18 protein-coding genes are annotated in these 21149 nt (G+C 70.6%); 13 read left to right on the top strand and 5 right to left on the bottom strand.

Translation table 11 applies throughout. The features are described 5' to 3' along the window. Window positions 1-5 precede the first annotated feature (5 nt). The gene (locus INT51_RS12605; RefSeq protein WP_193105665.1) at window positions 6-947 is read left to right on the top strand and encodes an NAD(P)-dependent oxidoreductase; all 942 of its coding nucleotides are present in this window, start codon (window positions 6-8) and stop codon (window positions 945-947) included. Between the two features lie 95 nt (window positions 948-1042). Here INT51_RS12605 and INT51_RS12600 read toward each other — a convergent pair whose 3' ends face one another. Continuing rightward, window positions 1043-2998, bottom strand: coding sequence for a BCCT family transporter (locus INT51_RS12600; RefSeq protein ID WP_304502183.1), 1956 nt, complete (start codon window positions 2996-2998; stop codon window positions 1043-1045). 187 nt (window positions 2999-3185) lie between these two features. After that, entirely contained in the window at window positions 3186-3923 is a 738-nt protein-coding gene (gene mtnN / locus INT51_RS12595; protein WP_193105664.1) for a 5'-methylthioadenosine/S-adenosylhomocysteine nucleosidase, read from the bottom strand. 164 nt (window positions 3924-4087) lie between these two features. On the opposite strand from mtnN, the gene INT51_RS12590 reads away from it, so the two are divergent. Then, window positions 4088-4948 carry an alpha/beta hydrolase fold domain-containing protein gene (locus INT51_RS12590; RefSeq protein ID WP_304502182.1) on the top strand — a complete coding sequence of 287 codons (861 nt, stop codon included), beginning with the start codon at window positions 4088-4090 and terminating at the stop codon, window positions 4946-4948. A gap of 2 nt (window positions 4949-4950) precedes the next feature. Here the strand turns inward: INT51_RS12590 and INT51_RS12585 are convergent, their stop codons facing one another. Beyond that, window positions 4951-5559, bottom strand: coding sequence for a TetR/AcrR family transcriptional regulator (locus tag INT51_RS12585; RefSeq protein WP_193105662.1), 609 nt, complete (start codon window positions 5557-5559; stop codon window positions 4951-4953). Between the two features lie 65 nt (window positions 5560-5624). Between INT51_RS12585 and INT51_RS12580 the strand changes: the two genes are divergently transcribed. Beyond that, on the top strand, window positions 5625-6353 hold the full coding sequence (locus INT51_RS12580) for a hypothetical protein (RefSeq protein WP_193105661.1): 729 nt from the start codon (window positions 5625-5627) through the stop codon (window positions 6351-6353). 84 nt (window positions 6354-6437) lie between these two features. On the opposite strand, the gene INT51_RS12575 is transcribed toward INT51_RS12580, so the two are convergent. Together INT51_RS12575 and argS are read right to left on the bottom strand one after the other, a co-directional pair. Further along, complete coding sequence (locus INT51_RS12575; protein ID WP_193105660.1) at window positions 6438-7145, bottom strand: lysoplasmalogenase family protein; 708 nt, start codon at window positions 7143-7145, stop codon at window positions 6438-6440. Window positions 7146-7348: 203 nt separating this feature from the next. Further along, window positions 7349-9100: an arginine--tRNA ligase gene (gene argS / locus INT51_RS12570; protein WP_193105659.1), complete on the bottom strand. Its 1752-nt coding sequence runs from the start codon at window positions 9098-9100 to the stop codon at window positions 7349-7351. Window positions 9101-9429: 329 nt separating this feature from the next. On the opposite strand from argS, the gene INT51_RS12565 reads away from it, so the two are divergent. The 10 genes from INT51_RS12565 to INT51_RS12520 all read left to right on the top strand — a co-directional run bounded on the left by INT51_RS12565 (window position 9430) and on the right by INT51_RS12520 (window position 21145). Continuing rightward, window positions 9430-9849 (top strand): YccF domain-containing protein, encoded by a 420-nt coding sequence (locus INT51_RS12565; protein WP_193105658.1) that lies wholly within the window; start codon window positions 9430-9432, stop codon window positions 9847-9849. A 3-nt stretch (window positions 9850-9852) separates the two neighbouring features. Further along, the gene (locus INT51_RS12560) at window positions 9853-10422 is read left to right on the top strand and encodes a flavin reductase family protein (RefSeq protein WP_304502181.1); all 570 of its coding nucleotides are present in this window, start codon (window positions 9853-9855) and stop codon (window positions 10420-10422) included. An 82-nt stretch (window positions 10423-10504) separates the two neighbouring features. Then, the gene (locus tag INT51_RS12555) at window positions 10505-11497 is read left to right on the top strand and encodes an alpha/beta hydrolase (protein ID WP_193105657.1); all 993 of its coding nucleotides are present in this window, start codon (window positions 10505-10507) and stop codon (window positions 11495-11497) included. Continuing rightward, complete coding sequence (locus tag INT51_RS12550; RefSeq protein ID WP_193105656.1) at window positions 11494-12948, top strand: alcohol acetyltransferase; 1455 nt, start codon at window positions 11494-11496, stop codon at window positions 12946-12948. Before INT51_RS12555 ends, INT51_RS12550 begins: the two co-directional genes overlap by 4 nt. Continuing rightward, window positions 12945-13616: a DUF6320 domain-containing protein gene (locus INT51_RS12545; protein ID WP_193105655.1), complete on the top strand. Its 672-nt coding sequence runs from the start codon at window positions 12945-12947 to the stop codon at window positions 13614-13616. Before INT51_RS12550 ends, INT51_RS12545 begins: the two co-directional genes overlap by 4 nt. A gap of 122 nt (window positions 13617-13738) precedes the next feature. Further along, a complete protein-coding gene (locus tag INT51_RS12540; protein ID WP_193105654.1) occupies window positions 13739-15514 on the top strand; it encodes a hypothetical protein in 1776 nt (591 codons plus the stop codon). Between the two features lie 63 nt (window positions 15515-15577). Further along, a complete protein-coding gene (locus tag INT51_RS12535; protein WP_193105653.1) occupies window positions 15578-16861 on the top strand; it encodes a uracil-xanthine permease family protein in 1284 nt (427 codons plus the stop codon). A 206-nt stretch (window positions 16862-17067) separates the two neighbouring features. Further along, complete coding sequence (locus INT51_RS12530; protein ID WP_193105652.1) at window positions 17068-17910, top strand: ABC transporter ATP-binding protein; 843 nt, start codon at window positions 17068-17070, stop codon at window positions 17908-17910. A gap of 80 nt (window positions 17911-17990) precedes the next feature. Beyond that, complete coding sequence (locus INT51_RS12525) at window positions 17991-19034, top strand: iron-siderophore ABC transporter substrate-binding protein (protein ID WP_193105651.1); 1044 nt, start codon at window positions 17991-17993, stop codon at window positions 19032-19034. Further along, window positions 19031-21145: an iron ABC transporter permease gene (locus tag INT51_RS12520; protein ID WP_370540806.1), complete on the top strand. Its 2115-nt coding sequence runs from the start codon at window positions 19031-19033 to the stop codon at window positions 21143-21145. The genes INT51_RS12525 and INT51_RS12520 overlap by 4 nt, the downstream gene beginning before the upstream one ends. Window positions 21146-21149: the final 4 nt, after the last annotated feature.

The raw sequence follows: 21149 nt of genomic DNA, 5'->3' as shown, positions 1-21149 counted from the left end.
GGGGCATGAAGATCCTGCTCCCTGACACCATGCCGCTGGACCCCACCCTGCCCGAGGGCTGGGAGGCCGTCACCGTCGACGCCCGCACCGAGATCCCCGCCGCGCACCACGACGCCGACGTCCTCGTGCTGTGGGGCCCGTCGCGGGTCCATCTGAGCTCCGCCGTCGAGAACCTCGACAACCTCCGATTCGTGCAGTCGCTGTCCGCCGGGATCGACGGGATCCTCACCGCCGGCTTCCGTGACGACGTGGTGATCGCCGCGGGCGCCGGCCTGCACTCCCTGACCGTCAGCGAGCACGCCCTGGCCCTGCTGCTGAGCCTGCTGCGCCGCTTGCCCGAGGCCCGTGAGGCACAGGCCCGCCACGAGTGGTCCACCGAGCTCGGTGGCCTGCAACCGCTGCATCCCGAGGACCGGGTGACCTCCTTGATCGGGGCGAAGGTGCTGATCTGGGGCTTCGGTCAGATCGGCCAGACCCTCGCCCCGACCCTCACGGCGCTCGGTGCCCAGGTGCGCGGGGCGGCCCGCAGCGCCGGCACCCGCAACGGGGTCGAGGTCATCGAGGAGACCGACGTGCTCGCCGCTCTTCCCGAGGTCGACGTGCTGATCGACATCCTGCCGGCATCCGAGCAGACCGCCGGGGCCGTGGGACGCGAGGTGCTGGCCGCACTGCCCGACCACGCGATCCTGATCAACGTGGGCCGAGGAACCACCGTCGACCAGGTCGCCCTGCGCGAGGCCCTCGAGGCCGGCACCCTGGGCAGCGCCGGGCTCGACGTCACCGACCCGGAGCCGCTGCCGGCGACGGACCCGCTGTGGGACGCGCCGCGGCTGCTGATCACGCCGCACGGCGCGGGCGGGCGCCCCGTCGGCGCCGACGAGCGGATCAGCACCAACGTGCGCGCCCTGGTCGACGGCACCGAGATCCTGCACGCCGCCGCGCGCTGACCTGATCCGATGCACGACGGGGCCCGGTGGCAGCAGCCACCGGGCCCCGTCGTGCGTGCGACGTCGGCGTCAGGATCCAGGACGCCGCGCTGCGGTCACTGCTCGCGCTTGAACGGGTTCCAGGAGCCGCGTCGACCGTGCCCGGAGCCGTGGCCGGATCCGGGGCCGTTGGTCGACTCGGAATCCGCCCCGTCGGCCGCAGAGTCCTCGAGGGGCGGCAGTGCCTGCTCGGCGGTGTACGTCGAGAGCTGCTCCGCGACCTGCGCCTCGACCCGCTGGTCGAGCTGGGCCTGGATCTGCTGGCCGTACTCGCCCTCCAGGTGCGATTCGACATGGCCGCCGACGCTGTGGGCGACGTTCTCCTCGACCCGGTCGGTGACCTGGTCGGTGAGCTCGTCGGAATAGCGCTCCATGAACTCGCGCTGGCGCAGGCGCAGCTCGAGCCGCTCGATGACCTTGACCTCGCTGGACAGCGAGCGCCACAGGGAGATGCACATACCGATCATCACCACGGAGAACGGCAGTGCGGACAGCAGCGCCAGGGACTGCAGCGCCGTCATGCCGGAGCCCTCGCCGCCGGACAGCGAGCTCACCCAGATCAGCGAGGCAGCGATGATCCCGGAGGCCGAGGCCCAGAAGATGCGGGTGATGCGGGGCGGGTTCGGGTCGCCCTTGTGGGCGATCATGTCCATCACGAAGGCGCCGGAATCGGCACTGGTGATGAAGAAGATCGACACCAGGACCACCGCGACGCCGGAGAGCAGACCGCCGGCGGGCAGGTGGGAGAAGGTGTCGAACAGGGCGGTGTTGGGGTCGATCGCCCCGGTGCCGCCGGTGAAGTCGACCTGATTGAAGACCGCCTGGTACAGGGCGGTGCCGCCCATGATCGTGAACCACAGGAAGGTCAGTGCGGTCGGCACCAGCAGCACGCCGGTGATGAACTCGCGCACGGTACGGCCCTTGGAGATGCGTGCGATGAACACGCCCACGAAGGGCGACCAGGAGATCCACCAGCCCCAGTAGAACGTGGTCCAGCTGGAGAGCCAGGTGCCGCCGTCGTCACCGAGGAACGGCATGGTCTGGAAGGACAGCTGCAGGAAGTTCTGCATGTAGAACCCGATGTTGGAGACCACATCGCGCAGCAGGAACAATGTCGGGCCCAGGATGAGCACGGCGACCAGCAGGAGCGCCGCGAGACCCATGTTGAGGTTGGACAGGATCTTGATGCCCTTGTCGACGCCGCTGGCTGCGGAGAGAGTCGCCAGCGCCGTCACGACGAGGATGATGAGGATCTGCACCGTGGTGGAGTTCGGCAGCACGCCGAGGTGGTCGAGCCCGGCGGCGATCTGATTCACGCCGAAGCCGAGCGAGGTCGCGATGCCGAACAGGGTTCCGACCAGGGCGATGATGTCGATGGCATCGCCGATCCAGGTGTCGGTGCGCTTGCCGAGGATCGGCTCGAGCGCCCAGCGGATGGAGACGGGGCGGCCACGGCGGTGCACGGCGTACGCGACGGCGAGGCCGACGACGACGTAGATGCCCCAGGCGTGCAGGCCCCAGTGCAGGAAGGTCTGTCCGAGGGCGCGCTCGGCGCGCACCGGATCGTCCATACCGGCGGCGTTCGGCGGGATGCCGGGAGTGGCGGTGTCCGCGTAGAACGTCAGCGGCTCCGCGGCGCCCCAGAACACGAGGCCGATGCCCATACCGGCGGCGAACAGCATCGCGAACCAGGAGAAGACACTGAACTCGGGCTTATCGTCCTCCTGGCCCAGCTTGATGTTGCCCATGCGACTGACGGCCACGACGATGGAGAAGAGGACGAAGCCGGTGACGATCAGGACGTAGTACCAGCCGATCGAGTCCACGACCGTGGAGTTCAGCGTGGAGATGATGTTGTTGAAGACATCCGGCAGGAGGAGAGCGAAGGCCACCGCGACCACGATGATCCCGGTCGCGATGAAGAAGACGGGCTTGGAGAGCGAGTATCCGCCCTCTGGTCCGGGCTGCTCGCTCGTGGGTGGTGGTGAGTTCTGAGCCGTGGGGGCCGACACGATTCCTCTTTCCGAATGGGGGATGGTGCAGGGCGGCGCATCCTACCGTCGCAGACCCGTGCATGGACGAACCGGCGCCGGAGGAAGGGCCCTGGGCACTCTAGGGGCTATCGCCGCCACACGACAGAGCACGATGATCAGGAGGCCTCGGAGGCCGGATCGGAGTGGTCGCCCTCACAGCTCGACGTCATGTCTGAGGGGCGAGGGACCGCGCGAACTCCTCGACAGCCCGCGCAGAGATCTCCGCGACCAGGTCGATCTCGAGGTGGAACTGCTGCCCGGCGGCCGGGCCGCACAGATCCGAGACGGCCCGCAGGGCGACGAAGGGCACGCCGAGCAGGGCTGCGGTGCGAGCGCTCGCGGTGGTCTCCATGTCGGCGCTGACCGCGGCGGGGAACCGCTCCCGCATCGGCTCGGCCAGCGGGGCCGTCACGAAGGCGTCCCCGGAGAGCATGAGACCCCGACGGTGCCCGCCCGTGGCCGACAGCGTCGCCGCGGCGTGCTCGGCACGATCCACCCACGCGGGCTCGGCGACGAAACGCTCGGGACCTCCGGGAACCTGCCCGGGGGCGTAGCCGAAGGCCGTGGCGTCGGCGAGCGAGTACGTGAAGGACTCGCCGACGATCAGCGTGCCGACCTCGACGTCGGCCGCGAGCCCGCCGCAGGACCCGGCGGCGACCACAGCGCGCGGGGAGTGGGTCAGGATTCCCCAGGTGGCGGCGGCGGTCGCCGCGGCGATCCCGATACCGGTGGTGACGACCACGGTGTCCAGCCCGCCGAGCGATCCACGCACCGCGGAGACCCCCTGGGTGAAGGGGGTGGGCGTCGTGATCGGGTCCTCGAGGCGGGAGGTCAGCGGCGCGGCCTCCTCGGGCATGGCGGTGAGCACCAGGAGCGGGCCGGTCGGGTCGTGAGGGGTCGTCATGGGGGAAGGTTACCGGCGCGCGGGTCGTCGGCGGTCGTCGCTCCCGGCGTCCCCAGGCCGGTTCGTTACGCTGGGGCCATCCGCAGCGAAGCGACCCAGCGGGTCGCAGGTAGGAGGCAGTCATGGGTCGCGTCCGAGATGCAGTGGTCACAGGAGCGAGGGCGGTGCGCCGCATCCCCATCCCCTCGGCTCTGTCGCACCAAGCGCTGCGAGAGGCCCGCAGTCCGCAGCCGCCGAGTCATGTGCAGAAGAAGCACGCGGTCGAGAACGAGATGATCGGTCGGACCCGCAGCGTCTGGCTCGATGGGCACCGCGTCGACCGCGGCATCATCGTCTTCCTCCACGGCGGCGCCTATGTCTCCGGCCCCTTCGCCAGCGACTGGGCGTGGCTGTCGCGCCAATGCGACGCCCGCGGCTGCGCCGGGCTCATGATCGACTACCGCAACGCGCCGGATCATCAGCATCCGGTCGCGCTCGACGACGCCGAGGCAGTGCTGAATGCACTGACCGCCGATGGTCGACTCGCCGATCAGCCGTGGGTGCTGGCTGGTCAGCATGCCGGCGGCGGACTCGCCTTCTCCATGGCCCGACGACTGCGCGGGCGCACCGACATCAACGCCCCGGCCGCGCTGATCGCGATGTCACCCTGGCTGGATCTCGAGCTGAGCAACGCCGGGATCACCGAGACCGACCAGATCGACCCGGTCCATGAGCGTCGCCTGCTGCGCGACGCCGCCCGGCGCTACGCGGGCCGCACCGCATTGGATGATCCGGATCTCTCCCCGATCAACGCGAGCCTCGAGGGTCTGCCCCCGGTGCACCTGAGCGTGGGGATGCGCGACCTGTTCCTCTCGGACGTGCGCGTGGCCAAGCTGCAGCTCGAGGAGAACGGGGTGGATCTGTCCTACCGCGAGATCAGCGGCCGGCTCGGGCTGCAGCTGTTCGTGCGCAAGGGCGAGGACATCGAGCGCGTGCATCGTGAGCAGGCGGAGCTCATCGAGCGGGTGTTCGACATCGGTTCGTGAGCTCAGGGACGACGTGGCGGGGAACGACCGTCGAGCAGAGCGTCCACCTGCTCGTGCAGCAGGGCTGCTTCGTCGGCAGCCTGCGCATGTCCGCTCGCCACGCCTGATGCCAACCCGTCCTCCAGCATCATGATCCACTGCGACAGGCGCTCTGCAGGGAGATCCGTGCGCGCCTCTCCGGCGGCCTGAGCGCGGTCGAGCAGGTCCAGCAGGCCACGGCGGCTCGTGCGTTCCTGCTCTTCCAGTGCTGCGGCGACCTCCGGAGACGACGCCATGGCCGCGACGGCGAGGATGAAGCGGGCTGCACGTCGGTCCGCGAGGTCGGCCACAGAACGTTCGACGTACGCATGGATCGAGGCACGGGGCGAGGAGGACTCGTCCTGGGTGGCGAAGAACTCTGCGGTCTCCGTGCTGCTGAGGTCGAGGATCGCGACGAGCAGCGCGACCTTCGTCGCGAAGTGGTGGAAGAACGCCCCCGAGCTGACGCCGGCGATCTGGCAGATCTGGGCGGTCGTCGCTCCGGGGCCGTGGTCGGCGAAGGCGGTGAGCCCGGCGTCGATGATCTGGAGCTGTCGGGCGGCGCGGAGCGCGGGGTCCCTGGGGCGTGCCATGGACGCATCCTAGTTAAAAGAGCGGCCACTCTGCTAATCTTTGCCGACCCCACGAAGGAGGCGACGTGCTCACGTCCGACGCGACCACCGTTCGACCGCCCCGATGGATCGGGATCGGTCTGTGGATCGCCCTGCCTGTGCTCGGTGCCGTGCTGGGGGTGCTCCTGACGAGGCTGCCGGCGTGGCTGACGGCCCTGCCCGAGTGGGTCTTCGCCCTGCCGTTCGCTCCGGACGAAGAGAGGTTCAGCGACCTCGCGGCCGTCATCGGCCTGCCTGCGGTCATCGTGCTCGCGGTGATCGGCATGCTCGCCGGCGCCTTCCTCGCCCTCATGGCCGCCGCGGAGTCCTTCACGGTGACCGTCGACGAGAGCAAGATCGTGATCACTCGCGGGGATGACGAGATCATGCGCCGTCCCACGCAGGACGTGCGCTCGGCCTTCCTCGACGAGGGGGAGCTCGTGCTCCTGGATCACGACGGGGCGGAGCCCTTCCGCGGCCGAACCGACCTCGATGACCGATCCCTCCAAGCAGCCTTGACCGGGCACGGGATCCGCTGGGAGCAGGCCGACCCGTACGACCATGAGTTCACACGCTGGGTGGACGGCGTGCCCGGCCTCGAGGAGCATGCCAACGCAGTGCTGCGCGAGCGCCGTCGATCCCTCGAGAAGGGCGATGAGGACGATGCCTCGGCGTTGCGGACGGAGGCGGCACGTCTGGGCGTCGTGGTGCGTGATCGCGCCGACAAGCAGCAGTGGCGGGTCTGCGAGCCGCGTCGGCCGACGCGGGAGAGTTAGTCCCACCGGTCATCGACGCCGGGGGCGCCTCGACTTTCTCCCGGATGCCCATGCTCGGACCGAGAGCTCCTCGCAGTACGTCCGTCAGTTCTCGATGATCACCAGGGCGGCGCCGGCGCGGGCCGGGCTCCAGCGGCGCGCGGGAAGCGTCTGGATGATGCCGGCGATCAGCAGTGCCTGACCGACCGCGTAGGTGAACATCACCCACACGCTGCTGTAGGCGATCGAGGCGCCGGGCAGGAACCAGTCCATCGCGAGCATCGAGCTGGACAGCAGGAACAGGGTGCCGCCGGTCCAGGTGAGCCCGTTCCCGCCGGCCGAGAGGAAGGCCATCGTGGCCAGCGCTAGCGCGTAGGCGGCGACGGCGGGCAGCAGCGGACCGGCCCCGTCGGCGCAGGCCACGAAGAGTCCGATGACGACACCGCCGTAGGGGATCGCCAAGGCGATGCGCAGCGGGTCGCGGGAGCGGTGCCACAGCGGGGCCAGTGCCGCCGCATAGCAGACCAGGGCCGCCAGGAAGCAGAGCACGGAGATCAGCTCCACGGCTTCCGGCGCGAGCTGGCTGAGGCTGTCGCCCGCCCAGGCGAACAGGAGCCCGGCGACCACCAGGGTGCTGGTCCGGGTGCGGTGCGGGATCGCGGTCAGCAGCACGGCGATCAGCAGCGGCGCGAACAGTGGCTGCGAGGTGCGCTGGATGACCTCGACGCCGGCCAGCAGCGCGCTGAGATGGACCGTCACGAGGAGGGCATACGTCATCCACAGGGCGACGTGGATGGTTCTGATCGGCGGCACCGGTCCAGGTTAGAAAGCGATCGTCGCGCGGACCAGGGGTTTTCTCACGCGCTGGGGCACGGTTGCATAACATCCCGGCAGATGTGGGTCACGGCGCCTCCCGGCACGTCCCCCCGGGGGTGGATCCGCCGGGGATTGCCGCCTTTTACCCTTTTGACCTTTTGTCCTCTTGACATTTTGCCCGTGGGTGCCTCTGGCGTGGATCACATCTGCTGGGGGGCGTTCACGCCGAGAGCATCCAGACCCTCGACCAGTACGCGCTCGGTCAGCTGCGCGAGGGCGAGACGACCCGCGCGGACCTGCTCGTCGGACTCCTTCAGGATCGGGGAGGCCTCGTAGAACGAGGTGAACGCCTGGGCGAGGGAGAACAGGTACGCGCACAGCCGGTGCGGCTCGTACTCGGCGCCGACGACCGTGAGCGTCGGCCCGAAGTCGAGCAGCTGGAGTGCGAGCGCGCGCTCGGCGTCGTTCTCGATCTGTGGGGCACCGGCCGCGACGATGCCCTGCGCCGCCGCCTTGCGGCTGATCGAGCGGATACGGGCCACCGCGTACTGCAGGTACGGAGCGGTGTTGCCGGTCAGGGCCAGCATCCGATCCAGGTCGAAGGTGTAGTCCGAATCGTGCGCGGTGGAGAGGTCCGCGTACTTCACGCCACCGATGCCGATGTCGTGCGCGATCTGCTCGCGCTCGGCCTCCGGCAGGTCGGGACGCATCTCGTCGATGACGGTGCGGGCGGTGCCCACGGCCTCCTCGAGCAGTGGGATCAGGCGCAGGGAAGAGCCGGAACGGGTGCGCAGGATCTTGCCGTCGTCGCCGAGTACCGAGCCGATCTTCACATGGGTCGCCTCGACGGCGTCGGTCAGCCAGCCGGCCTCGCGGGCCGTCTGGAAGACCATGTTCATCTGGAGCTCCTGCGCCGTGCCGATGACGTAGGCGATGCGGTCCGCGCCCAGGTCGTCGATGCGGTGTCGGATCGCGGCAAGATCCGTGGTGGCGTAGCCGTAGCCGCCGCCGGTCTTGCGGATGATCAGCGGCAGCGGCTGCTCGTCGCGGCCGATGAAGCCTGCGGGAAACACGCAGAGGGCGCCGTCGGAGATCCGCGCCAGACCATCGGCCTCGAGGATCTTGCACACGATCTCGAGCTGGTCGTTGTGACTGGACTCCCCGGCGAGGTCGTCGTCGGTGAGCGTCACGTCGAGCATGTCGTAGACACGGTGGAAGTACTGCTTGGACAGCTCCACCAGACGCGTCCAGATCGCGAGAGTCTCCGGGTCGCCCGACTGCAGGATCGGGACGCGCCGGCGGGCGCGGTCGGCGAACTCGTTGTCCTTGGTGCCGTCGGCGCCCGTGAACTTCGCATTCGCCGCCTGGTAGAAGGCATTGGGATCGGTCTCCAGCAGCTTCGCCTCGTCGCTGTCCTCGCCCACGTCCAGCAGGTGCTCGATGAGCATCCCGAAAGGGGTGCCCCAGTCGCCGATGTGGTTCTGGCGGACCACCGTGTGGCCCAGCTTCTCCAGGGTGCGCACGATGGAGTCGCCGACGACGGTGGTGCGCAGGTGACCGACGTGCATCTCCTTGGCGACGTTCGGCGCCGAGTAGTCCACCACCACGGTGTCGGGCGTCGCGGGGGAGGGGACGCCGAGGCGCGAGTCGGCGGCCAGCTCCTCGGCCTGCGCGGCGATCCAGTCGGTGCGCAGGCGGATGTTCAGGAAGCCGGGTCCCGCGATCTCGGGCGTCTCGGCGATGTCCTCGAGGTCCACCGCGGCGAGGATCTCGGTGGCGATGTCGCGGGGCTTCTTCCCCAGGCGCTTCGCCAGGCCCATCGCGGCGTTGCACTGGAAGTCCGCGAACTGGGACGGTCGGATGATCGGGTCCGCGTCGGCGTACTCGGGCCCGAAGGCGGAGGCGAAGGCGGACTGGAAACGCTCGGTCAGCGCGATCTCGGGAGCAGGCATGCGACCAGGGTAGTCGCGCCGGCCGGTGCGCTCGGGCGCCGTGGACGTGATGCTCGACGAACTCGCCCCGCTCGAGCCCCGCCCGCTCGCTCCGCTCAGCCTGCTCGTTTCGCCCCATCGACCCGCGCGTCCCGGGGCGTTGTGACCAACGGCAGGGTTTGGCTGGCTGAAGACCTGCCTATGGTCACAACGTCCCGGGTTTGATCACAACGTCGTGCGGTGCCGTACCCCGCGCTGCCCCGCGCTGCCCCGCGGCCGGAGGATTCCTGCGGGTGGGCGCGGGGGCTGGCCCCCTGGTCGGGGAGGATCGGGATGCCTAGGGTGGCGGCATGCGCTCCCTACTCGCTCTGATCCTGAACATCATCTGGCTGCTCACCGCCGGGTGGGCCCTGTTCCTCGGCTATGTGGTCGCCGGGATCCTCGCCTGCATCCTCGTGGTCACGATCCCCTTCGGTCTGGCCTCGTTCCGCATCGCGGGATTCGTGATCTGGCCGTTCGGTCGTGAGGTGGTCGACACTCACCGCGGCGGCGCCGCGAGCACGATCGGCAACGTCATCTGGTTCGTGATCGCGGGCTGGTGGCTCGCGCTCGGGCATGTGGCCACCGCCATCGCGCAGGCCATCACCATCATCGGTATCCCGCTGGCCTGGGCGAACATCAAGCTCATCCCCGTGACCTGCTTCCCCTTCGGCAAGGAGATCATGGATTCCGACTCGGCGCGGGCCCGCATGTTCCCGACGGCTCGCTGACCCGTGCCCGAGACTCCTCCCGCTGCACTGGACAGCCCTGACATCCTCGGCGGGCCCGGCGGCCCCGGCGGCCCCGCGGGCCCTGTCGGCTCCGTCGACGAGGACGACTATCGCCGCCTCAGCGAGCTGATCGCGGCGGGCGCGGCGATCGTGAGCACCCGCCAGGGCTCGCACGACGTCGCCGTCACCGTGGATTCCTACCTCGACGTCTCCTACGATCCGCCGACGATGCTGGTCGCCCTGTACGGCATGTCCCGCATCGCCGAGGCGGCCGAGGAGGCCGGGCATTTCTGCCTGAGCATCCTGGCCGCGGACCAGCAGCACCTCGCTGACCGTTTCGGCACCCCGGCCTCCCCGCTGGTGGGTCTGCTCAGCGGTCTGGACGTGACGCGCACGGCCGACGGGGATGCGGTGCTGCCGGGCGTGCTGGCCCACTTCGCGATCCGGGTGGAGCAGGCCGTCGACGCCGCCACCCACCGACTGCTGATCGGTCCCGTCGTGGAGATGGGCCAGGGGCGCCTCGACCTCGGTCCCGCGGTGCGCTTCGCCGGCGAGAAGTACGAGCTGCGCTGACCTGCAGGGCCGGAAGGCCGGGCCTGCTGGGACCCTATGCTGGACTCATGGAACCCCCGGCCCCCGACGTGACCGCACGCTCATGAACGTGCTGATGCGGGCGGTGCTGAGACTGTTCGCCGCGCCCCGGCTGAACATGCGGGAGGACTACGAGAAGGTCCGACGGCTGCAGCGTCAGCTGGCCAGGCGGCCCGGGCAGCGGTTCCGGCCCGCCTCCTGGCGGACCATCGCCGACGCCGAGGCGAACGACGACGACAACGACGACGACCGTCACGTTCCGGTCCGGGTCTTCACGCCGAAGCAGCGCCGGCGCGAGGATCTGCTGCTGTTCTTCCACGGCGGCGGCTGGGTCACCGGTGACATCGAGAGCTACACCCCGGCCTGCGCCACGATGGCGGATCTCACCGGGTGCGTGGTGGTATCCGTCGACTACCGGCTCGCTCCGGAGCATCCCTTCCCGGCGGGTCTCGAGGACTGCTACCGGATCGTGCGGCTGCTGCTGGAGGACCCGGGGCGGGCGGAGCTCGACGACGCTCGCCGGATCGTGCTGGTGGGGGATTCCGCTGGCGGCAATCTCGCCGCCGCCGTCTCCCTGCTGCTGCGTGAGCACGGCCACGGCGTCGTGAGTCGGCAGATCCTGCTCTATCCCGTGACCCACTGGGACCACGATCCGCAGACCTCCCCCTTCGCGTCGGTGCGTCACCACGGCGAGGACTACCGGCTCACCAGCACCGAGGTCCAGGACTACATGCTGATGTACGTCCCGGACCCGACGCTGCGACAGGATCCACGGGTGTCCCCGCTGATGGCGAGCGACCTCGCCGCCCAGCCCCGGACCCTGATGATCACGGCGGAGCTGGACCTGCTGAGGGACGAGGGCGAGGCCTACGCCAGGGCCCTCGAGGAGGCCGGGAACGAGGTGCGCATCCACCGCGTGGACGGGGCCCTGCACGGCTTCATCTCCCTGCCGCGGTTCTCCCGGTCCCTGCGAGATGCCTACGAGGTGATCAACGCGTTCCTCGACGAGGGCGATCCCGTCGGCGGCGAGAGCGCCCGCTCGGAGGCCGCGGGATGAGCCGCCGGGCCTGGGTGCGGCTCGACAACGCCTCCAATATGTTCCTCGCGGCCCGCAGCGAGATCGACCCCAAGGTGTTCCGCGTGGGTGCCGAGATGGACCACGAGGTGGATCCGCAGCTGCTGCAGGAGGCACTGGAGGCGATCTATGACCGCTACCGCCTCTACCACGCAGTGCTGCGGCGCGGAGTGTTCTGGTACTACCTGCAGGACAGCGACCTGCGCCCGCGCGTCACCGCCGACGAGCTGCCGCCCTGCGCGCCGATCTACCAGGCCGATCGGCGCACCCTGCTGTTCCGCGTCACGTACCACGAGCGGCGGATCAACCTCGAGGTGTTCCATGCGCTGTCCGATGGCACCGGCGCCCTGTGGTTCCTGGCCGATCTGCTCACCGTCTACGTCCGACTGCGGTACCCCGATCGGGACCGGTCGCTCGGGCAGGGCGCCGACGCCGCCGCCCCGCGGTCCGATGCGGACAGAGCCCTCGCAGACCCGCCCCCACCCGATGACGTCGCGGAACCGGTCCACGAACTGACCACCGATTCCTTCGCGTACTACTTCCTGCGGCGGCGGCGGCGGCGCCGACGTCGGCACCGCCCCGATCCGTGGGAGACGCGGGCCGCCTTCAGCAGTGAGGCCCCGCCGACGCCGCTCGCCGTCGAGGACAGCGTGCGAGGCCCGACCGCAGCGGCGCGGGTGCATCGGGTGAGGGGGACCCGCACCCCGGACAGCCGCACACGGGTCGTCGAGCTCACCATGCCCGCCTCGCAGGTGCTCGACCTCGCCCGCGCGGAGGAGGTCGCGCTGACCATGTACCTGACCGGCGTGTTCTTCGAGTCCGTGCGCCGCTCCTCGGGCGGACTGGGCTCGGCCCGCACCCTGGCAGCCTCGGTGCCGGTCAACCTGCGCCAGTTCTTCCCCTCGACGTCGGCGCGGAACTTCTTCGCGACCACGCGGGTGGAGCACACCTACGGCGAGGGGCCCGACGATCTCGGCGCCGTCTGTCGGCAGCTCGAGCGTGATTTCCGTTCCGCCGCCACTCCGGAGTCGCTCGAGCGGAAACTGCGCCGCTTCATCCGGTTCGAGCGCATGCCCGCACTGCGGGTCGTCCCGCGCCCGCTCAAGGACGTGATTCTGGGTCTCGTCAACCGCTCCTCCAACCGCGGCCTGAGCGTCGCGGTCTCGAACCTGGGCCGCGTCAGCCTGCCCGAACCGGCTGCCGCGCATGTGCGACGTCTGCTGTTCCAGGTCTCCGCCGTGCGCCCGCAGTTCTGCGCTATCTCCCATGCCGGGCTGCTCACGGTCAGCTTCACCTCGCCCTACCTTGAGACCGACCATGTCCGCGAGTTCGCGAGGATCCTCACCGCTGCCGGGGTCGACGTCACCGTCGCGGCAGCGCGCGTGACCGAGCAGGAACTGGCCGAGGCGGAGTCCGCGAAGGTCGAGCGATGAGGCGGTGCGCCGACTGCGACGTCGACGTCGAGGGCACCTGGGACCTCTGCCCTCTCTGCGAGGCGCCGGTCACGAGGACGAGCGGAGCAGGGGAGCCGACCGCGAACCCGTGGCCGGACGTCCCGCTGAGGTACTCCCGGCGGCGCCTGCTGCGGGCGCTGCTGCTGACCTCGATCGGGGTAACCCTGGCGACCTTCGCGGTGCAGCTGCTGATCACCCCTGGAATACCCGGGCTCGGGGTGCTGCGCTCGGTCTGGCTCGGGGTGGCGGCCCTCTGGCTCGTGGTGCTGATGGCGGTGCGCAAGCGTCGCAACCTCGCCAAGAGCACCGTGTACTTCGTGCTCCTGGTCGGCCTGGTCAGCGTGTACTGGGACTACCTGCTGGGCTGGAGCGGATGGTCGGTGACGTACGTGGTGCCGATCCTGTGCGGCTCCTCCATCCTTGCCCTGGTGCTCATCGTGCGGGTGATGCGCATCGAGGTCGGGGAGCATGTCGTCTACAGCGGACTGACAGTGCTGCTGGGCCTGACGCCCCTGGTGTTCCTCCTGCTCGGCTGGGTGACGACGCCGCTGCCCTCGGCGCTGTGCGGCGCCCTCAGCCTCGCGGCGCTCGGGATGCTCCAGCTCACCGAGGTGCGCCACGAGCTCGCCAAGCGCCTGCACGTGTAGACCCTGCGGCGCGTCGCAGGGGGCTGCGTCGCTCGCGTCCCTATGATCGGAAGGGTATGTGCGCAGTCGGCCAGGGCCAGGCCCGTCGGCCGGCGCACGCGGAACCAGGGAAGAGAAGGTTGATGGACAGGGATCGCCGGAGCGACGAGAACCAGGACGCGGACTGGATCTTCGCCACCGATGACCCGCAGACCCTGCCCACGGACCGCCTGCCGGGACGGGCCGAGTTCGATCGCTACTCCGCCCCGCTGCTCGCGCGGCGGCGCGCCGAGGCCGCCATGCCGCCGGGCGAGCACGAGACCGTCGACCTCTCCGCCCTCGATCCCGAGCAGCTGCGTGCCGGCTCCGAGCCCGACGCGCGCACCGGCGCGATCCCGGCTCTCGAGCTGGGGGCCGATGAGGACCCCGGGGCGACCGCCGACGAGGACCCATCGGACCAGGAATCCTCTGCGCAGCCGACCACGGCGCCTCTGCGCGCGCCGCGGGACGTCACCTATGCCCGTTCCGGCACCACCCCCAACGCGGAGGGGGACGAGGTCCCGCTGAACGGGTTCGTGCTTCCGGACCGGTTCAAGGACCTCGGCATCTTCGACGCGCTGCGCGACGTGATCGCCCTGATCTGCATGGCGACGGCGATGACCACGACCTTCACCGTGGCCCGCAGCCCCCTCGTGGACGGCACCGGCAAGATCGCGATCGGCGTGGGTCTCGCCGCCCTCATCGCGGTGCACCTGCTGCGCTGGATCCCGAAGCAGCCGCCGCTGCCGGCGATCCGGCTGGTCCGGGTGATCGGGCTGCTGCCCGCGCTGCTGGTGGCGGCCGGGGTGATCGTCGCCGACCTGGTGCGATCCCTGCCGCTGCTGTTCGCCTCCCTGCCCGACGGCCCGCCCGTGGGCCTCGGCATCGGGGTGTCCCTGCTCCTGCTCGGGGCCATCATCGGGATCGAACCCCGCGCCCACGAGGGCTACCTGCCCCAGGCCAGGGCCCGGCGCATCGCTCGTATCCTGCTGGTCGCGGTGGGGATCGCGGCCGCTGCGTCTCTGCTGGTGTCGCTCGTGATGGTCATCGGCCGGCTGTTCACCACCGGCTGGGCCTACTCGCTGATGACGCTCGGCGACACGCTGGTCTCCGTGCTGCTGCTGGGGATCGTGCTGACCTCCGCGCTGCTGCGCGAACGATCCTGGTACGTGTTCTCCGCAGGGGCCGCGAGCGGACTGGTGCTGGCCGCGCTCGCCGACAGCACGCTGCAGCTGCAGTTCGCGGCGCCGCTCAGCTTCGCCACCGACTTCGTGTACCTGCCGTTCCTGTTCGCCGCTTTCGGCCTGATGATCTCGCGATCCTTCGTGCGCACCATGCCGATCGCGTTCCGTCGCACCGACTGGCTGGTCTACACGGTGCGAGCCTTCGAGTTCAGCGCGCTCATGCACGCCGCGGCCGTCATCTGGCACCTCCTGGCCGCGGTCGTCGCGACCACGGGGCTGGCCCCCGCCAGCCCCGTCCTGCACCTCATCGATGCCGCCGTGTGCCTGTGCTTCGTCGCGGTCTCGCTGTTCGCCCGCACCTCGCTGCTGTCCCGCCCTGCGGTGACCGCCCGCGCCAACGGCGTCATCGCAGGCCTCGTACTGGTCGTCGTCGGCTTCCTCGACGTCATCGTGAACTCGCTGGCGACCGGCGCAGGAGCCGGGCTGGTGACCGGCGGCACCGCCCTGGCGATCGGCATCGCCGCGGCCCTCATGCTCACCGTCCCCGCGCCGGTGCGCGACGAGTTCGGCGCCCCGGACATCTCCCGGATGTTCGCCGACTTCCGCTCCCGGGACTCCGGCAGCGTCTCGCTGCTGACCCAGGTTCCGGACGTCACCGCGGAGACGGCCCGCAAGAAGCCCTTCCCCGGCCGCTGACCCGGCGCCCTTCGAGCGCACGAACCCCCGGCCGCACGCCCCTCCTCACCCCCTGGGAGACCCATGCCCCGCTGGACCCTGCACGGCGACGGCCGCACCGTCGCGCCCGACGCGATCGTCCTGCCCGGGGAGCGACTGGCCTGGCCGCTGACCATCGGGATCGGCGCCCAGCACGTGATCGCCATGTTCGGCGCGACCTTCCTGGTGCCGCTGATCACCGGGTTCCCGCCCTCGACGACGCTGCTGTTCTCGGGCATCGGCACCCTGCTGTTCCTCGTCATCACCAAGAACCGGGTGCCCAGCTACCTCGGGTCCTCCTTCGCCTTCATCGCCCCGATCACCGCCTCGACGCAGGCCGATTCGATGGGCGCGGCGCTCGGTGGCGTGCTCATGACGGGCCTGCTGCTCGCAGCCCTCGGTCTGGTCGTGCAGAAGGTCGGCACCGCGTGGATCGGGCACCTGATGCCGCCCGTGGTGATGGGGTCGATCGTGGCCCTCATCGGCCTGAACCTGGTGCCGACCACCTACGAGAACAACTTCTCCCAGGCGCCGTTGACGGCGACCCTCACGCTGATCGCGATCATCGCGTGCACCGCCCTGTTCAAGGGCCTGCTGGGCCGGGTCAGCGTGCTGCTCGGCGTGATCATCGGCTACGTGATCGCCGTGCTGCGCGGAGAGGTCGACTTCACGCCGGTGGCTGACGCCGCCTGGCTGGGGCTGCCGGAGTTCCACCACCCCACCTTCAACCCCGGACTGCTGCCGATCTTCCTTCCCGTGATCGTGGTGCTGCTCGCCGAGAATGTCGGCCACGTGACGAGCGTCGGCACGATGACCGGCAAGAACCTCGACCACATGGTGGGGCGCACCCTCACGGCCGACGGCGTCGCCACGGCCCTGTCGGCCACCTTCGGCGGCTCACCGACCACCACCTACGGCGAGAACATCGGCGTCATGAGCGCGACCCGGGTGTATTCGACCGCCGCCTACTGGGTGGCAGGCGTGGTCGCGATCGGGCTGGCCATGTCCCCGAAGGTCGGCGCAGTCATCAACACCATCCCGCCGGGTGTGCTGGGCGGCGTGACCTTCGTGCTGTACGGGCTCATCGCCATCGTCGGCTTCCGCATGTGGGTCGACGGCAAGGTCGATTTCTCCCGCCCCAAGAACCAGATCACCGCGGGCGTCGCCCTGGTCATCGCGATCGCGGATCTGCACTGGGAGCTCGGCGGCTTCGCGTTCACCGGCATCGCCCTGGGCACGCTCGCGGCACTGGGGATCTACCACGGCATGACCGGTATCGGCCGGCTCACCGGCACCGACGCGCGACCGAGCCCGGTCCAGGGCGGCTGAGCCAGCACCAGCGCGAACCAGCCTGACATGGTGCCCCGAGGTCACCATCGTCTCGTCCTCCTCCGGGGATGACGCGGGTGCCATCGGTCCCGTGACGCTCTTGCTCGAGCGGAAGCACTCCCCGGTCATGGCCTGACCGTCAGGGAGTCGTCACAGAATTGGACGACGATGGACGTGCGTAATCAGGTAAGGCTAGGCTTCCCATCGTGCCGCCCACCTCTCGCGCCCCTCATCCCGCCCTGACGGGGCACGACCTCGTCCTCCAGTACGGGCGCAACCCCGTCGTCCACGGCGCTTCCCTCGCGCTGCGGCCCGGCAAGGTCACCGCACTGCTCGGCCCCAATGGCAGCGGGAAGTCCACCGTGCTGCGGGCACTGGCCGGGCTGCACCCCCTCAGCGAGGGGGACGTACGCCTCCACGGTGCACAGGGGGAACGCAGCACCGCCCTGCTGAGCGCCAAGGACCTCGCCCGCGCCCTGACCCTGTTCACCCAGACCCGCAGCAGCCCCCAGGGGCTGTCGGTGCGCGACGTCGTCGCCTTCGGCCGCCATCCGCACCGTCGGCGCTTCGCCGGACTCTGCGACGCGGACCGCGCCGCGATCGCCCACGCCATGGAGCTGACCGGCATCGTCGAATTCTCCGGCCGCAGCGTCGGCGAGCTCTCCGGCGGAGAGATGCAGCGCGTCTGGCTCGCCTCCTGCCTCGCCCAGGACACCGGGATCGTGCTGCTGGACGAGCCCACGAACCACCTCGACCTGCGCTACCAGATCGAGACCCTCGACCTGGTGCGCGACCTGGCCGAGATCCACCAGGTCGCCGTCGGCATCGTGCTGCATGACCTCGACCATGCCGCCCGCATCGCCGATCACGTGGTGCTGCTCAGATCCGGTCGCGTGCACGCCGCCGGGGAGGTGAGCGAAGTCCTGACCTCCGAGCATCTCAGCGAGGTCTACGACATCCCCATCGACGTCGAGACGGACCCCGCCAGCGGCCGCCTGCGCATCGAAGCGCTCAGTCGCCGCGCGGCCCGGATCCCCACCCCGGCCTGAGCGCAGGCCGCAGCCCGCCCGTGCGCCGGGACAGCCACCCCACTCTGCTCGATTCAGATCCTGACCAGGAGACCCGCCCCATGATCCGTACTCCTCGCCGCGCCTTCGCCGCGCTCGCCGCCGTCGTGGTCACGACCGCGCTCGCCGCCTGCGGCACCACCGAGGTCCCCGAGAGAGCCGCCGGGGCGCCGTCGGACGCCGCCGCGATCAGCGAGTCCTGCGCCGAGGACGCCACCACCACCGCGACCGGCCCGGTCTCCATGAGCGACGACTACGGCCGCACCGTCGAGCTGGACCAGCCTGCCCAGCGCGTCGCCGTTCTCGAATGGCAGCAGACCGAGGACCTCCTGACCCTGTGCATCCCACCGGTCGCCGTGGCGGACGTCGAGGGCTTCACCACCTGGGTCACCGCAGAGGCCCTCCCGGAGGGCACCACCGACGTCGGCACCCGTCAGGAGCCGAACCTCGACGCGCTCTACGCCGCAGACCCCGATCTGATCATCGTCGAGGCGTCCGGGGCCGATGACGAGATCATCGCCCAGCTGGAGGAGCGCGAGGTGCCGGTCCTGGCGACCCAGGGCGCCGACGGCGCGGATCCCGTCGGTCACATGAAGGGCCTGTTCTCCCTGATCGCCGAGGCCACCGGTCGCACCGAGCGCGCCGACGCGGTGCTCGCACAGTTCGACCAGCACGTCGCCGCGTCCAAGGACCAGGTGGCCGACGCGGACCTGCCCACCACGGACTTCCTCTACTTCGACGGCTGGATCGACGGCGGCAACGTCGCGATCCGACCCTTCGGCCAGGGCGCCCTGTTCACCGCGCTCGGCGAGGAGCTCGGGTTGACGCCGGCCTGGAGCGGTGAGGTCGACCCCGCCTACGGCCTCGGCCAGACCGACATCGAAGGCCTCGTCGCCGTGGGCGACGCGAACCTCTTCTACACGGCGACCGAGGACCCCGCCGGGAACTACGTCACCGAGCTGGAGAAGAACGACATCTGGACCTCGCTGCCGGCCGTGCAGGACGAGAGGGCCCACGGCTTCCCCGAGGGCATCTGGACCTTCGGAGGCCCCCGCTCCAGCGAGCAGGCGATCGACGCCTACGTCGAGATCCTCACCGCCTCGTGACCACCACGGCGACCTCGCCCGTGACCCCGACGGGCATCCAGCAGAGGCTGCCGGTCGGCGCGGGCGGCGTCGCCGGAGTCCTCGGCGCCGTGGCGACCTTGGTGGCGCTGGGCCTCGCCGTGCTGGTGGTGGGTATGTGGCACCTGACCCAGGGCACTTCCGGGGTGGGGCTGGGGGATCTGCTGAGCTATGTCGGTGGCGCCCGGGAGGACGTCGGCGCGGTGGCGGTCGGGGACATCTTCACCGCCTCCCGCCTGCCTCGCCTGGCCGCGGGGATCGCCGTCGGCTTCGCGCTCGGGGCGGCGGGCGCCCTCCTGCAGTCGATCTCCCGCAACGCGCTGGCCTCGCCGGATACCCTCGCCGTCACCGCCGGCTCCTACTTCGCGATCACCGCCGTGGCAGCCTTCGGCCTCGCCGTGCCGCTATGGGCCTCGGGGACGGTGGCCTTCCTCGGCGGACTGCTCGCCGCAGGCCTGGTGCTCGCGCTGGCCGGAGGGGCCGGGTCCTCCACCACGCGTCTGATCCTGGCCGGCTCCGCGGTCGCCATGGCCCTGCAGTCCGGGACCTCGATGCTGCTGATCCTGTTCGAGGCCGAGACCACCGGCTTGTACGCCTGGGGCAGCGGCTCCCTGTCGCAGCTGAACCTCGACGCCTCGATGCGGGCGCTGCCCGTGATCGCCCTCGTGCTGGCGCTGTCCCTGCTGCTGTCGCGCCGCCTGGACGTGCTGGGGCTCGGGGACGACGCCGCGAGCTCGCTGGGCATCCCGGTCGCCCCCACCCGGGTGATCGCCGTCCTGTGCGCCGTGCTGCTGACCAGCACCGCGGTCACGGTCGCCGGGCCGATCGCCTTCGTCGGACTCGGCGCTCCGGTGCTCGCGCGCCTGCTGGGCGGTCTCGTCCGTTCGCTGAACCGGCACCTCCTGCTGATCCCCGCAGCCGGGCTGATCGGCGCCCTGGTGGTGCTGCTGGCCGACGTCGGCCTGCGGGCACTGCTGACTCCGCAGGGCGCCGCCGCGATCCCCACCGGGATCCCCACCGCTCTGCTCGGCGCGATCATGATCGTGATCCTCGCGAGGCGCCTGCGCGACTCCGGTCCGGCGAAGCAGCCCCCGCAGGCGAAGACCGGGATTCGCTCGCTGCGCCGCGTCCTGGTGGTCCTGGTGGCGCTGACCGCACTGTGCACCGCGGTGATCGTGCTGGGCCTGCTCGCCGGCAGTCTGTGGCTGCGCACCGGCGACCTTGTCCTGTGGCTCCAGGGCGCAGCCCCGGACCTCGTGGCCCGCGCGATCGACGAGCGCGTGCCCCGGGTAGGGGCCGCAGTCCTGGCCGGAGCCGCGCTGGCACTGTCCGGCTGCGTGGTCCAATCCACGGTGCGCAATCCGCTGGCCGAGCCCGGCCTGCTGGGCATCACCGCCGGCGCCGGGCTCGGCGCGGCTTTCGTGGTGACCACCCTCGGCGGCGGGCGCGGGCTGATGATCCTCTTCGCGGTCCTCGCCGGCGTGCTGACCTTCGCGGCGATCGCGGCGCTCGCCTGGCGCGGAGGGATCATGCCCGAGCGATTCGTGCTGATCGGCATCGGCATGGGCTATGCGATGAGCGCGCTGACCACCTTCGCGCTGCTGAGCGCGAACCCGTGGGACACGCCGCGGATCCTCACCTGGCTCTCCGGGACCACCTACGGCCGCAGCCTCGCCGACGTGGTCCCCGTGCTGGTGGTGCTGGTGATCGCGACCCCGCTGCTGCTGGGCCTGCACCGCGAGCTGGACCTGCTCTCGATCGACGAGGACACCCCGCGGATCCTCGGGGTGCGCCTGGAGCGCTCCCGCTTCGCAGTGCTGGGCCTGGCCGCGGTGCTCGCCGCGATCAGCGTGGTCGCCGTGGGCGTGGTGGGCTTCGTGGGCCTGGTCGCCCCGCACCTGGCCCGCGCCCTCGTGGGCGGCCGCCACCTGCGCACGATCCCGGTCGCCATGCTGCTGGGCGGCATCCTGGTCGGTCTCGCCGACGCCCTCGGCCGCACCCTGATCGCCCCCGCCCAGATCCCGGCCGGGCTGATGGTCGCGCTCCTCGGGGCGCCGTACTTCGTCTGGCTGCTCTGGCGTTCACGCGTGTGACTCT

This window comes from Brachybacterium sp. FME24 (assembly GCF_014897705.1).
Classification (GTDB): domain Bacteria; phylum Actinomycetota; class Actinomycetes; order Actinomycetales; family Dermabacteraceae; genus Brachybacterium.
Note: the sequence above shows the minus strand (reverse complement) of the source record. Positions and strands in the feature narration are given on the sequence as shown.